General features: G+C 37.9%; 11 protein-coding genes. 4 read left to right on the plus strand and 7 right to left on the minus strand.

Going from position 1 to position 13447, the window contains the following annotated elements; all coding sequences use genetic code 11:
* The first annotated feature begins 41 nt into the window (after positions 1 to 41).
* Positions 42 to 2189, plus strand: coding sequence for an ATP-dependent Clp protease ATP-binding subunit (locus tag AR328_RS03415; RefSeq protein WP_066289750.1), 2148 nt, complete (start codon positions 42 to 44; stop codon positions 2187 to 2189).
* 52 nt (positions 2190 to 2241) lie between these two features.
* Here the strand turns inward: AR328_RS03415 and AR328_RS03420 are convergent, their stop codons facing one another.
* Positions 2242 to 3936: a M3 family oligoendopeptidase gene (locus AR328_RS03420; RefSeq protein WP_066289756.1), complete on the minus strand. Its 1695-nt coding sequence runs from the start codon at positions 3934 to 3936 to the stop codon at positions 2242 to 2244.
* 109 nt (positions 3937 to 4045) lie between these two features.
* Entirely contained in the window at positions 4046 to 4486 is a 441-nt protein-coding gene (locus AR328_RS03425; protein WP_066289761.1) for a MarR family winged helix-turn-helix transcriptional regulator, read from the minus strand.
* Positions 4487 to 4691: 205 nt separating this feature from the next.
* Between AR328_RS03425 and AR328_RS03430 the strand changes: the two genes are divergently transcribed.
* On the plus strand, positions 4692 to 6206 hold the full coding sequence (locus AR328_RS03430; RefSeq protein WP_066289764.1) for an ATP-binding protein: 1515 nt from the start codon (positions 4692 to 4694) through the stop codon (positions 6204 to 6206).
* A gap of 32 nt (positions 6207 to 6238) precedes the next feature.
* Here AR328_RS03430 and AR328_RS03435 read toward each other — a convergent pair whose 3' ends face one another.
* Positions 6239 to 7243, minus strand: coding sequence for a phosphotransferase enzyme family protein (locus AR328_RS03435; protein WP_066289769.1), 1005 nt, complete (start codon positions 7241 to 7243; stop codon positions 6239 to 6241).
* Positions 7244 to 7436: 193 nt separating this feature from the next.
* Between AR328_RS03435 and AR328_RS03440 the strand changes: the two genes are divergently transcribed.
* A complete protein-coding gene (locus AR328_RS03440; RefSeq protein WP_066289772.1) occupies positions 7437 to 8669 on the plus strand; it encodes an MFS transporter in 1233 nt (410 codons plus the stop codon).
* Between the two features lie 139 nt (positions 8670 to 8808).
* On the opposite strand, the gene AR328_RS03445 is transcribed toward AR328_RS03440, so the two are convergent.
* From AR328_RS03445 to AR328_RS03460, 4 genes are all read right to left on the minus strand, one after another.
* Positions 8809 to 9093 carry a ferredoxin family protein gene (locus AR328_RS03445; protein ID WP_066289775.1) on the minus strand — a complete coding sequence of 95 codons (285 nt, stop codon included), beginning with the start codon at positions 9091 to 9093 and terminating at the stop codon, positions 8809 to 8811.
* Positions 9093 to 10388: an FAD-dependent oxidoreductase gene (locus AR328_RS03450; protein WP_066289778.1), complete on the minus strand. Its 1296-nt coding sequence runs from the start codon at positions 10386 to 10388 to the stop codon at positions 9093 to 9095. The genes AR328_RS03445 and AR328_RS03450 overlap by 1 nt, the downstream gene beginning before the upstream one ends.
* On the minus strand, positions 10381 to 11409 hold the full coding sequence (locus tag AR328_RS03455) for an electron transfer flavoprotein subunit alpha/FixB family protein (RefSeq protein ID WP_066289781.1): 1029 nt from the start codon (positions 11407 to 11409) through the stop codon (positions 10381 to 10383). The genes AR328_RS03450 and AR328_RS03455 overlap by 8 nt, the downstream gene beginning before the upstream one ends.
* Before the next feature lie 105 nt (positions 11410 to 11514).
* Positions 11515 to 12330, minus strand: coding sequence for an electron transfer flavoprotein subunit beta/FixA family protein (locus AR328_RS03460; protein WP_066289791.1), 816 nt, complete (start codon positions 12328 to 12330; stop codon positions 11515 to 11517).
* Positions 12331 to 12679: 349 nt separating this feature from the next.
* Between AR328_RS03460 and AR328_RS03465 the strand changes: the two genes are divergently transcribed.
* Positions 12680 to 13414: a ZIP family metal transporter gene (locus AR328_RS03465; RefSeq protein WP_066289801.1), complete on the plus strand. Its 735-nt coding sequence runs from the start codon at positions 12680 to 12682 to the stop codon at positions 13412 to 13414.
* Positions 13415 to 13447 lie beyond the last annotated feature (33 nt).

Raw genomic sequence — 13447 nt, forward strand, 5'->3', positions numbered from 1 at the left:
AATATAGTCAAAGTCAAACACTAAATCAGGAGGTATTCCATATGCTTTGTCAAAAATGTCATGAGAAAGATGCAAATGTACAATTTAAAGTAAATCTTAACGGAAGTGAAACAAACCTTATTCTTTGCCATAGCTGCTACCAGGATGAAAAAGCAAAGATTGGTTCCTCCTTCGGCCCATCTCTTAGCGGATTTTTAAGTTCTCAACAGCTGCCGTTTGATGAGCTATTCAAAAATATAAATTCAGCTCAAAATCAAAAAAAACCTTCTTCACAAAAAGATGTAAAAGGCTCAAGTCGCAGCGGTTTTATTGATCAATTCGGCAGAAACTTAACGCAGATATCAAAAGCGGGACTAATTGATCCGGTGATTGGAAGAGATGAAGAAGTTAACCGCGTGATTGAAATTTTAAATAGAAGAAATAAAAATAACCCCGTTTTAATTGGTGAACCTGGGGTGGGGAAAACAGCCATTGCTGAAGGCTTGGCTACAATGATATCCGAAGGAAAGGTTCCAAAAAAACTTCTAAATAAGGAAGTTTACTTGCTGGATGTTGCTTCCCTTGTTGCTAATACTGGCATTAGGGGACAATTCGAAGAAAGAATGAAACAGATTATAAATGAATTGCAGGAAAGGAAAAATGTAATCCTCTTTATTGATGAAATTCATTTACTAGTCGGCGCCGGTTCAGCTGAGGGCTCCATGGATGCGGGAAATATTCTAAAACCGGCACTTGCTAGGGGCGAATTGCAATTAGTCGGTGCAACCACATTAAAGGAATACCGTCAGATCGAAAAGGATCCTGCTCTTGAGCGTCGTTTTCAACCAGTATTTGTGCTAGAGCCAACAGCTGAAGAAGCTATAGAAATTCTTAATGGACTTAAATCAAAGTATGAAGATTACCATGAAGTTTCATATTCAGAAGAAGCTTTGAAAGCTTGTGTCACATTATCTAGCCGATATATTCAAGACCGCTTTCTGCCAGATAAAGCAATTGATTTAATGGATGAAGCCGGGTCGAAAATCAATTTAAATTCAAACTTTACTCCATCCGAGCAAATCGAAGAACGGCTAAAGGAAATTGGTGAACAAAAGGAAAAGGCTTTACAGGAAGAGAATTATGAGGCGGCTGCAAAGCTTCGAGACGAAGAAGCGATGCTGGAAAAAACATTAAACACAAATAACCATGAATCGCGCCCTATTGTTGAAATCCAACATATTCAAGAAATCATTGAGAAGAAAACAGGTATACCAGTCGGAAAGTTAATGGAAGATGAACAAGTATTGATGAAAAACTTGGAATCAAACCTTTCAAAAAAAGTAATCGGCCAAGTGGAGGCTGTTCAAAAAGTAGCAAAGGCAATCCGCAGAAGCAGGGCTGGTCTAAAAGCCAAAAACCGTCCAATTGGCTCCTTCTTATTTGTTGGGCCAACAGGTGTCGGGAAGACTGAATTAACGAAAACACTTGCTGAAGAGCTTTTTGGTTCTAAAGAGGCCATGATTCGTCTTGATATGAGTGAATATATGGAGAAACATAGTATTTCGAAAATTATCGGGTCTCCTCCAGGGTATATCGGCCATGAAGAGGCTGGACAATTAACAGAAAAAGTCCGCCGAAATCCGTACAGCATTATCCTGCTTGATGAAATTGAAAAGGCTCATCCAGATGTTCAGCATATATTCCTCCAGATCTTAGAGGATGGACGTTTAACTGATAGTCAGGGACGCATGGTGAGCTTTAAGGATTCAGTCATTATTATGACAAGTAATGCTGGTGTACAGCACAGGGAGATTCACGTTGGGTTTGGAACGAATGAAGCAATGAAGGAAGCAAGTATTTTGGATACTCTTGGCCAGTTCTTTAAACCAGAATTCCTCAATCGTTTTGATAATATTATTGAGTTTAAGGCACTTGAAAAAGAGCATTTGCTAGACATTGTTGAAATCATGCTCAAAGATTTAAATCATAATTTAAGCGAACAAAACATTCAGCTAACAGTTTCCGATGATGCGAAATCAAAGCTTGCCGAGCTTGGCTATAATCCAGCTTTCGGAGCTCGTCCATTGCGAAGAGTCATTCAGGATCAACTTGAAGATAAGCTAGCTGATTTCATCATTGATCAGCCTGGAGAACACCAATTACAGACAATCTTAGAGAATGATGAAATAATCATTAAAATAAAGGAATAGTTATAGCAAAAGGCCGGTAATTTCCCGGCCTTTTTGTCATTCTCCAGAAACTTTATAAGCTCTTATCATCAATTGAATTTAACCAGCTTTCAATTTCTCCAACAACAGATTCCACACAGCCATCTTCAAATGGTGAAGTGAGATTTGCCTCTGATACTAAACTCGTAAAGGCTTGGCTGCCTCCAAGACTACACAGATGTAAATAATCCTTCCAAGCCCCTTCATGGTTTTCCCTTGATCGTTTCCAGAACTGGAATGCACAAATTTGTGCAAGTGTATAGTCGATATAGTAGAACGGTGAATTATAAATATGAGCCTGGCGTTGCCAAAAGCCGCCATTTTCTAAATAATCATTGCCATCGTAATCTTTATGAGGCATATATTTCTTCTCAATTTCTCTCCAAGCTTGGTTACGCTCTTTTGGAGTTGCCGTATTATTTTCGTATACCCAATGCTGAAATTCATCAACAGCCACACCGTAAGGAAGAAATAATAAAGCACCGCTCAAGTGGGCAAATTTATATTTCTCGGTATCCTCTTTAAAGAATTTATCCATCCATGGCCAAGTAAAGAATTCCATACTCATGGAATGAATTTCACATGCTTCGTATGTCGGCCAATAATATTCCGGAATTTCATATTTTCCGCTCGAATAAACTTGGAAAGCATGACCTGCTTCATGTGTTAGTACATCAATATCGCCTGAAGTCCCATTGAAATTCGAGAAAATAAATGGAGCCTTGTAATTCTCAATAAATGTACAATAGCCGCCACCTGCTTTTCCTTTCTTCGCAACAAGATCCATTAAGTTCTCTTTTCTCATATAGGAGAAAAACTCCCCTGTTTCTTTTGAAAGCTCGTCATACATCGCCTGGCCATTTTCGATAATCCATTCTGGGCTACCTTTTGGTGCTGCATTACCTGATTTAAAATTAAAGCCCTCATCATAATACTTCAATTGATCAACACCAATTCTATCTTTTTGGCGTTCCTTTAATTTAGTTGCAATTGGAACGATGAATTCCTTCACTTGATTGCGAAACTTAGCAACCATCTCAGCATTATAATCCGTTCTTTGCATTCGTAAATAAGCTAACTCTACAAAAGTATTATATCCAAGCTTTTGGGCAATGTCTGTTCTTACCTTAACTAACTCATCAAAAATACGATCAAGTTCTTCCTCATTTTCTGCTAAAAAACCGAAGCGAGCTTCACTTGCTGTTTTTCGGACATTGCGGTCAATCGATTGTGTAAATGGTTCCATTTGTGCAAGAGTGCGCTCTTCTCCGTCATAATCAATCTTGGCTGAAGCGATTAATTTTGTGTAGTCGGAAGACAGTTTATTTTCCTTTTGCAGCAATGGGACAATTTCTGGAGAAAATACTTTTAATTGAGCTTCAGCTAATGCGAAAAGCTGAGACCCAAACTTCTCTTCTAATTCATTTCGGAAATCAGATTTGACTAGAGCTTCGTAGTATTTAGTTACAAAACCCTCCACTTCAGGTTGTATTTCGTCCATATAATCCTGCTCCGCTTTATAAAACTCATCATTTGTATCGACAGAATGGCGAATATAACAAAGGTTAAACATCGTTCCAATGTCATTTCGTAAATCATTAATTTCCTTCATAGCCGAAATTTGTTCCTTAGCCGATTTAGCATCGTTAAAGATTACTAATGCTTCATCAAATTTCTTGCTCAATTCCGTTAAATTTGGACGGGTATATGTATAATTTTCAAAACTCAATTCAACTGCCCCCTTATTTCCACTGTTATCGAAACCAATATTACTAATTCTACATATATGAATGAATCCCTCTATTTAGAAAAGAAAAAAACGATCCTCTTGGACCGTTTTACAATTTACCGATTGAAAGTCCGAGCCTCTTCAGCAAACTGATAGCTGTATCCTTTTCTTCCTCTGAAAGTTCGGACATTAAAGCATGTATATGCTTTTCATGGTCCGGAAAAATTCCCTCAATGAAGGCCTTGCCCTGCTCCGTAATTTGCCCATACGTTACTCGTCTGTCTTTCGCACATGCGGCTCTTCTTATATACCCCTTTTGCTCAAGCTTATCCACAACATACGTAATACTTCCACTTGCTAAAAGAATCTTTCCGCCTATTTGCTGCAGAGGCTGATCTCCTTTATGATATAGAAGCTCAAGGACGGCAAATTCTGTTGGATTTAAACCGTATGTTTGAATGAGTTTATTTGCATTTTCACTGATTGAGCGATAGGCCCTTGAAAGTACGATAAATAACTTTAACGATTTTGCACTTTGTTCATTACTCACTTTAATCCAATCCTTTATAATTATCTTGAAATCTAAGTAAATTATAAAAAAACAATTGGATTATGTCAATTTTCGTCTATTCTATTTAATGGAATTATATTTAATTCCCATTCTCACACGTCTTTCGAGATTAAAAAAACTCTTCTGCAAAATAATGGTATACTATATAAGTAAACCATTACTATATTGACGGAGTACTAATTTGATGAAAAATCGTAAAGGCAATTTATTATTATATGTATTCATTGTCATCTGCCCCATTCTCATTGGTGTCCTTTATAATTTATTTGATACGATAAATCGTGATTATGCGGAACGAAGGGAACAAGCAATCTGGTCAGGCACCATTCATCAAAGAAGCTGGGATCAATTCATTGCTGAAACAGTCACATCACTTGAAATTTTATCTTTCACCGCTGAGATGGCAATTGAAACCCCTCTGAAGCTGGAATCAATATTGAAAAAAATGCACAGCAAAGAACCGAGATATGGAGGTATTTATTTACTTAATGAACGTGGAACAGTAATTACAGGCTCCAATTCATTGCTTGCAAATATGAATCTATCCGATCATGATTATGTGCAAGAAATTCTCGAGACTAAAGACATCATTATTTCTAATCAGTATGAAGTATTGAAAAACGGGAAGAAAGTGATCGGACTCGGTAGACCTGTATTAAATGAAGAAGGAAAAATTGATTATATAATAATCGCCCATTTAAGAGTGGATTATTTGCAAAATATTATGAGGCTCTTAACTCCTGATACGACGCTCTCTGTAATTAATTCATCTGGTGCAATCATTATGGACATTAATACGGACAGCTCAACTAAATTTACAGCAAAAAACTCGATTACTCTCCCTATTGACAGACTGCCATGGGGCATTCAAGTTGAAATACCAGAAAGAGAAAAAGTAAATATTATTAAGACCGTTTCTATTGATTTACTTAAATTTATATTTATTTTTCATATTTTGTTTTTATTTATAAAGTATTTAATGTTAAAAAGACAGACAGCACGAGAGAAAAAACAAAACGAACTTCAAAAGCTGGAGCTCGTAGGAATGCTTGCGGCAAGCACCGCACATGAAATCAGAAACCCGCTTACTGGAATTAAAGGACTTGTCCAATTATTAAGTGAAAAATATACGGATTCCCAAGATCAATTTTATTTTATCGTTATCAATGATGAAATTAACCGGATAAATGAGATTGTTAGTGAATTTCTTATTCTTGGCAAGCCGACTGCGCAAAAAACAGAAATTATCGATATAAGAAACATCCTAAAGGAACTGGAACCACTTCTTTTATCAGAGGCTAATTTAAATAATGTTAAATACGAGCTGAATCTCCCAATAACACCTTTGCTTGTTGATTGCACAAGGGACCAACTAAAGCAAGTGCTGCTGAATATTAGCAAAAACGCCTTAGAATCAATGGCTAATGGCGGTCATCTAAAAATTATCCTATTCAAGGACCAAGATAAATGCCATATTCAAATTGCTGATACAGGAATAGGAATACGTGAAGAAGACATTGAAAAAATCTTTCAGCCCTTCTATACATCAAAGGATTTCGGCACAGGTCTTGGACTTGTCGTTTGCAAAAGAATCCTACATTCATTTGGCGGAGAAATTAAAATTTCTAGCACTATAAATAAAGGAACTGTCGTTGATGTCATATTACCTATTCAAAATGAAGATGACGGAAGTCTTTAAATTAAGAAAAGAGCCAGCTGGCTCTTTTTTCTTTACATCTCTTTATTAGCAGCAATAACATTTACAATGCTTATCTTCTGTATAATTCTTGTTTTGATTTCATCCATCAATCTAATAACACGCTCATTGCGATCCTCTGGTGCGATTTTTTTATTAAAAACTGAATACAGTGTAATATCACGGAGCATAAGAAACAACGGCAACTGCTCCTCCCAGCCATTTGGAAGGTTATTTTCTTTTTTATATCCTGCCAAAAATGCGTCCATAAATAAACGCCCAAACTCCTCACGCTTATTTATTTCATTTGCAGTAAAGCTAGACAGGCATGAATAATAAAGCGGTATGGCAATATCAGACACTAGCCAGTGATAACAGCAATCATCAAAATCAAATACATGAATACTCCTGCCATCATAGAAAATGTTCCCCGCATGAATATCCGAATGTATGAGTCCGTAATTGTCTTTGTCTATAGGGAGAGACTTTATTTTCTCTACTAATTCGATCGCATTTTGTCTTGCCACTGTTTCCGTTTCAGGAAAATATTTTTCTACATTTAGAAGTTCGTCTTCATACCAGTGCGGTCTTTGCTTAATGAGCGGGGAAGATTCATACTTCTTCGTAGCCGCATGAATTTTACCAATTTGTTTCCCCCAAGCAGAAAAAAGGTCATTATTTACTGGAAACGCTTTCACTTGTTCCCCTGATGCTTTTGAAAATAGACTTCCATAAAAAACAGATTGGTCTACAGCTGAAATAAATTCAACAAATTTACCATTGATCGATTCGAATGCAGTAGAAACACTTATTCCTTGTTTATACAAATAATTAACCCATTCAATTTCCGCATATAAATTTTCCAACTCTCTATGCGAGCTGTGTGTAATTCTTAAAATATATGGTTTCCCTTCCTTGTACACCTCATAAACGAAGTTTTCAAAGTCGCCTAAAAGCTTATACTCATCTTCTAATGAAAAAGATTTCAAAAAGTGAATCAAGATTTCCTTTGTGTGTAAAACCTCTACAGACTTTTCCACGTATTCCCTCCCCAACAAGCTAATATTTCCTATCTCATGAAAATTTGTAAAATCCTATTATAATTATAAGAATATTCCTATTAACATTGTACTATATTATGAAAATTATAAAATATATTTCGTAAACTATAATAATCATGTATTATTATTACTTAGGATTACTAAATTATTTTTTCAGAAAGGGGACCTGAGTATGGGCAATACTGCAGCGGTGACCAAGACCCTCCAAAATAGCAATGCAACATCGTACAAAATTTTAATTATCTTAGGCCTCTGCCATTTACTAAATGATTCACTGCAAGCCATTATTCCTGCAATGTTTCCAATTCTAGAAAAGTCGATGGGGCTTACCTTTACCCAGTTAGGGATCATTGGTTTTGCCTTAAATATTGTCGCTTCTATTTTGCAGCCTGCAGTAGGATTGGTTACAGATAAGAAGCCAATGCCCTATGCTTTGCCAATCGGATTAACGTCAAGCATGTTTGGCGTGTTAGGGCTTGCACTGGCGCAAAGCTTTGAGTTTATCGTTATTTCTGTCATTTTTATTGGCCTCGGTTCAGCCGTTTTTCATCCTGAAGGTTCTAGGGTTGCGTTTATGGCTGCAGGTTCTAGGCGCGGTCTTGCCCAATCTATTTTTCAGGTTGGCGGAAATAGCGGGCAGGCAATGGCACCTTTAATTACTGCCTTAATTCTCGTTCCGCTCGGGCAAATCGGAGCAGCATGGTTCACTGCTGTTGCAGCGGTTGCAGTAGGACTGCTGACTTATATAGCATTTTGGTATGCTAGTAAACTTCGTATAGAGAGAACCTTGATAAAGAAACAAAACAAATTGGCCAAACATGAGCAAAAGGGTTTGTCAAAAGCAGTAAAAATTGCACTCGTTATTGTCCTATTTTCAATTTTTGCACGTTCATGGTATGTTTCGGGAATGACAAATTATTATGCCTTTTACACAATAGAAAATTACTCTTTCTCTATTAGGCAAGCGCAAATCTTTCTATTTGTCTTTCTCGTTTCGGGAGCACTTGGGACTTTCTTCGGTGGACCACTTGCAGATCGATTTGGCAAAAAGGTGATTATCTTTTTATCTTTGACTCTTTCAGCTCCTTTAACGATATTAATTCCATTTGTTCCACCTGTGATTGCTATTTGCTTGCTTGCCCTATCAGGTTTTATCCTAATGTCGAGCTTTTCTGTAACGGTCGTATATGCTCAAGAATTAGTTCCGGGGAAAATTGGCACAATGGCTGGACTCACAGTTGGATTAGCTTTCGGCATGGGAGCAATTGGTTCGATGGTTATCGGATATTTTGCCGATTTAATCGGCATTACTCAAACGATGATTCTTACAGGCTTCTTGCCATTGCTTGGATTGATAACACTGCTCCTGCCTTCTGATCAAAAGATTAATGAATGGAATTCATAATTTAGATTACTTTTTGTGGAGGCTATACCTCCATTTTTTTTCAAAAAAATAAAGACGCTGCTATCATTTAAGCACCGTCTTATTGGAACCTGGTCCCTATCTATCAGGCCAGTTATTTTCCATTATAGTAGTCAATACTTTATGCCAGCCTAAATACGATCCCATGGCCGCCTTTCGGATATTCCCATTTAATATTTTGGTAAGGACAGCCAATGCGGCAGCTTCCGCATTCGTGGCAGCCTTCGTAGCCAACCTGCATTCTTAATCCTTCCCATTTATAAACTTCAGCAGGGCAAAAAATCGTACAAATTTTATCAGGGCATTGAGTCATACAAATATCATGGTCCATTACCGTTAAATGGGACTTCGTATCAGCTTTAAAACGAATGAGATACTGTTTTTCCTCAATATTCTTCGTTGACATTATTTCACCGCCTTCCATGCGCGATACATGTCTTTAATAACCTTGATAGTGCCCCTTTCTCCAGTAAAGCTTTTCATAATTTGTTTTTGCTTATCCTTTTTAGACGTGCCGTCAACGGTAAAGAATTTACTTGCTGCCCTGTTCATTAATGGAACATACTCTTTAAAGTATTGCGGGTGATGTTCAAAAACATGAGTGGCGTCTTTGTATTTTTCCAAGTCCTTCATGATAAAGCTTTCATGTAAAGCTTCTCTATAAAGATTTAAACTTGATTCACTGAAATCATTGCGCTTTTTCGCTTCAATAATAGCCTCTGCCGCCATTTGTCCTGACTTCATAGCCATATTAGACCCTTCCCTGTGGATTGCATTGACAAGCTGGGCAGCATCTCCAACTACAAGCACCCCATTGCCGGCTACCTTTGGAACAGAATGAAATCCTCCTTCTGGAATAAGATGCGCTAAGTATTCTGCAGACTCTCCCCCTTCCATTAAAGGTCTAACCATAGGATGTGTTTTTAAATAATCTAATAGATCATAAGGTTTAAGTTTTGCCTTGATCATACTGGATAGCGTTGTTCCAACCCCGATATTGATGCTCTCTTTATTCGTATAAATAAACGCAGTTCCAAGATTTCCTTTCGTGGAATCGCCGAATATTTCGATTGTACAGCCCTGGTTATCCTCTAAATTAAAACGGTCATTGATTTTTTCCTTTGATAGGTTCACTACTTCCATGACAGTTAAAGCAACTTCATCCGGTCTAAATTCCTTATGAAATCCAAGCTGCTTGCCAAGCAGTGAATTCACTCCATCAGCTAAAACGACAACATCGGCATAAACCTCTCCATCCGGACGGTCCGTTCTCACCCCGATTACTTTCCCATTTTCCACAATACACTCAAGCGCAACTGTCTCATTAATAAGTAAAACCCCTTGCTCGACCCCCTTCTTAGCAAACCATTGGTCAAACTGGGCCCTTAATACGGTGAAGTTATTGTACGGCTCGACTCCCCATTCAAGTCCTTTATAGCCAAAGGTGACAGCTGATTCTTTATCCATCATCCAAAACCGCTGTTCAATGACAGGTCTTTCTAATGGAGCCTCCTTCCAGAATTCAGGAATGATTTCTTCCATCTGCTTTCTGTACAATACGCCTCCCATGACATTTTTGCTTCCCGGATATTCTCCTCTTTCAATCTGTAAAACCTTTAATCCGTTTTTTGCACAAGTGTAGGCACAGGATGTTCCGGCCGGGCCAGCTCCAACTACAATGACATCAAATTTTTCAGACATAGCTCACTTCACCGCCCTTCTCTTTTCGAAGTTCCTTAAATTCCTCAATCAATTTTGGAACAATTTCCAATGCATCCCCAACAATTCCATATGTGGCGACATCAAATATCGGTGCATTTGGATCTTTATTAATGGCAATGATAAACTCTGAATTTTTCATTCCTACAATATGCTGGATCGCACCTGAGATTCCAATGGCAAAGTAAATTTTCGGTGTAATCGTTTCCCCTGTTTGCCCTACTTGCTGTTCATGAGGAAGCCAGCCTGCCTCTACAACATCTCTAGTTCCTCCTACACTTGCTCCTATTGTTGCAGCCAATTCATGAATAAGCTGAAATCCTTTAGGGTCTCCCATCCCTTTTCCCCCAGCCACTACAACATGTGCATCGGCTAATCGAACCTTTTTTGTGACATCTTTCACAATTTCTAGCACCTTTGTTCTCATTTCTTCTTCATTTAAAGAAATTTCTTCCTCAATGACTTTCCCCTCTCTGCTGCTGTCTTTATCAAGCGCCTTCATGACTTTAGGTCTTACAGTAGCCATTTGCGGGCGATGTTTTTTACATAAAATTGTCGCCATAATATTTCCGCCAAATGCTGGGCGGCTTGCCTCCAGCAATCGTTTTTCCAAATCGACATCCAGCATCGTTGTATCTGCTGTTAAGCCTGTGCTTAAATCTGTTGCAACTGCGCTTGCAAGATCTTTTCCATTCGAAGTAGCACCGTAAAGAAAAATTTCGGGCTTGTATTTTTCTGCTAGAAGCATAACGCCTTTCATATAGGATTCTGTTCGATAATCCTTTAGAACGGGGTGGTCAATCACATATACTTGGTCTGCACCATAGGAAATGACTTCCGGGCATAGGTTCTTAATTTGATGACCTAACAATACCCCCGACAATGGAACCTCTAATTTATCCGCAAGCCTTTTTCCCGCACCCAAAAGTTCTAATGAAACCCCTTCGATTGCCCCTTCATTAACCTCAATAAAGACCCAAACACCACGGTAATCTTCAAACATCGGGACCTCTCCTTTGTATAAAAAGTGAATAATAGCAGCTTAAAAAAGATTGCTCACTAAAATCAAATTAGACTGGAAACAACGTTTAAAAGACTAGCCTGCCATCTATCCAAGAAGTAATTCCTTTTTATCTTCTAATAAAGAAATTAGCTGCTTCACCTGTTCGTCAGCATTTCCTTCTAGTCTTTTACCACCTTCTGGTTTAGGAGGAGTGAACATTTTCCCTACAATTGTCGGAGATCCTTTTAGCCCAAGCTGTGGTCTGTCAACATTCTCCAGATCATTTACAGTCCAAATAATCGGCTCATACCTTGCAGCTTTAATCATATTAGTCATTGGCGAATATTCAATGTCATTAATCTCTTTCGCTACTGTTAAAAGGCATGGATATTGAGATTCAATTAATTGATGCCCATTCGCAATTTTTCTTTTCAATCTTACCTTTTTATCTGAAGTATTAAAGCTTGATACTTCTATTACATTTGTTATAGGGGGTATATCCATTCTCCTCGCTATTCCTGGACCAACTTGGCCGGTATCCCCGTCAATTGCATGCAGTCCGCAAATAATTAAATCAATTGGCTCCTCTTTCGTCATTCTCTCCAATGCCTTTGATAACGCATAGCTCGTTGCTAATGTGTCCGCTCCCGCAAAAGCCCTGTCTGAAATTAAATAACCTTTATCAGCACCAATTTCAATGCTTTTCTTGATAACGGCAGTTGCCTGGGGAGGACCCATGGAAAGAACGGAAATTGTCCCCTCTCCGATCATTTCCTTAATCCTTACTGCCTCTTGAACGGCGTGTGCATCATATGGGTTCAAGATTGCAGGCGCACTTCTTCGATCAAGTGTGTTTGTCTTTGGATTAATTTTTATTATTTTCGTGTCTGGCACTTGTTTTACACAGACGACAATATGCATAAACTACCCCCTCCTTAACATTGAAAACGATTTCCTAATCATCGTAAAAAAAAGATATGTATTAACGATATATGACTCTTGGCACAAGCATAGTACTAACAATTAATGAAAATGCTTACGCTGACTGCTCCTTTTTCAAATGGAATAATCAGCTTTATCTGCTATAGCTGATTTAGAAAAACAGTTATTTTTTTGAACACATTTTGTGCTTCATGTATAAAATATATATTGTTTCTACTGATGCCTATTCAGAAAAAAATCATTTTTATTTATTAAATTTGAATTTAATATTTGTCAGCCCCATAAGTTCACTCTTATAATAGTTACAAATAGAAATGAGGGAAAGAGAATGAGTGAAGTAATTATCGGAAGCGTACTCTCAGCCTTATCAACAGGTGTTGGCGCTTTAATAATTCTTTTTATGTCAAGTGCTGTTACCCATAGATGGCGCGATATTTTACTTGCATTCACTGCCGGTATTATGATGGCCGCTTCCACTTTAGGTCTAATACCTGAGGCTTTAAAGGCCGGGGGATTTCTTTCAGTAGCTATCGGAATATTCCTTGGCGTGTTAACTCTTACGTTTATGGAAAAAAACATTCCGCATATTGATCTTAAACATTCTAAAAAAGGGATAGAATTTGATGAAAAAGCGATGCTTATTATTGCGGCTATTACCCTTCACAACATTCCTGAAGGTCTGTCAGTCGGTGTAAGCTATGCATCCCATGTACAAGATACCGGAAACCTAATTGCCTTTGCCATCGGTTTGCAAAATGCGCCTGAAGGACTTCTTGTAGCTTTATTCCTCGTCAACCAAAACATAAATAAATTTAAAGCATTTGTTATTGCAACAATGACTGGGGCTATCGAAATTGTCATGGGGTTATTAGGCTTCTATTTAACATCCTATGTAGATTTCCTCGTTCCATATGGACTCGCCTTTGCTGCAGGCGCCATGTTATTTATTATTTATAAAGAGTTAATACCTGAGAGTCATGGGGATGGAAACGAACGTACATCGACGTATTCCTTTATCATTGGACTTTTATTTATGGTATTGCTAATTGACATCTTTTCATAAAAAAAACCCTATAGCGTAATTTTGCGCCATAGG

The sequence above is a fragment of the Bacillus sp. FJAT-29937 genome (genome assembly GCF_001509555.1).
Taxonomy (GTDB): Bacteria; Bacillota; Bacilli; order Bacillales; family Cytobacillaceae; genus Cytobacillus.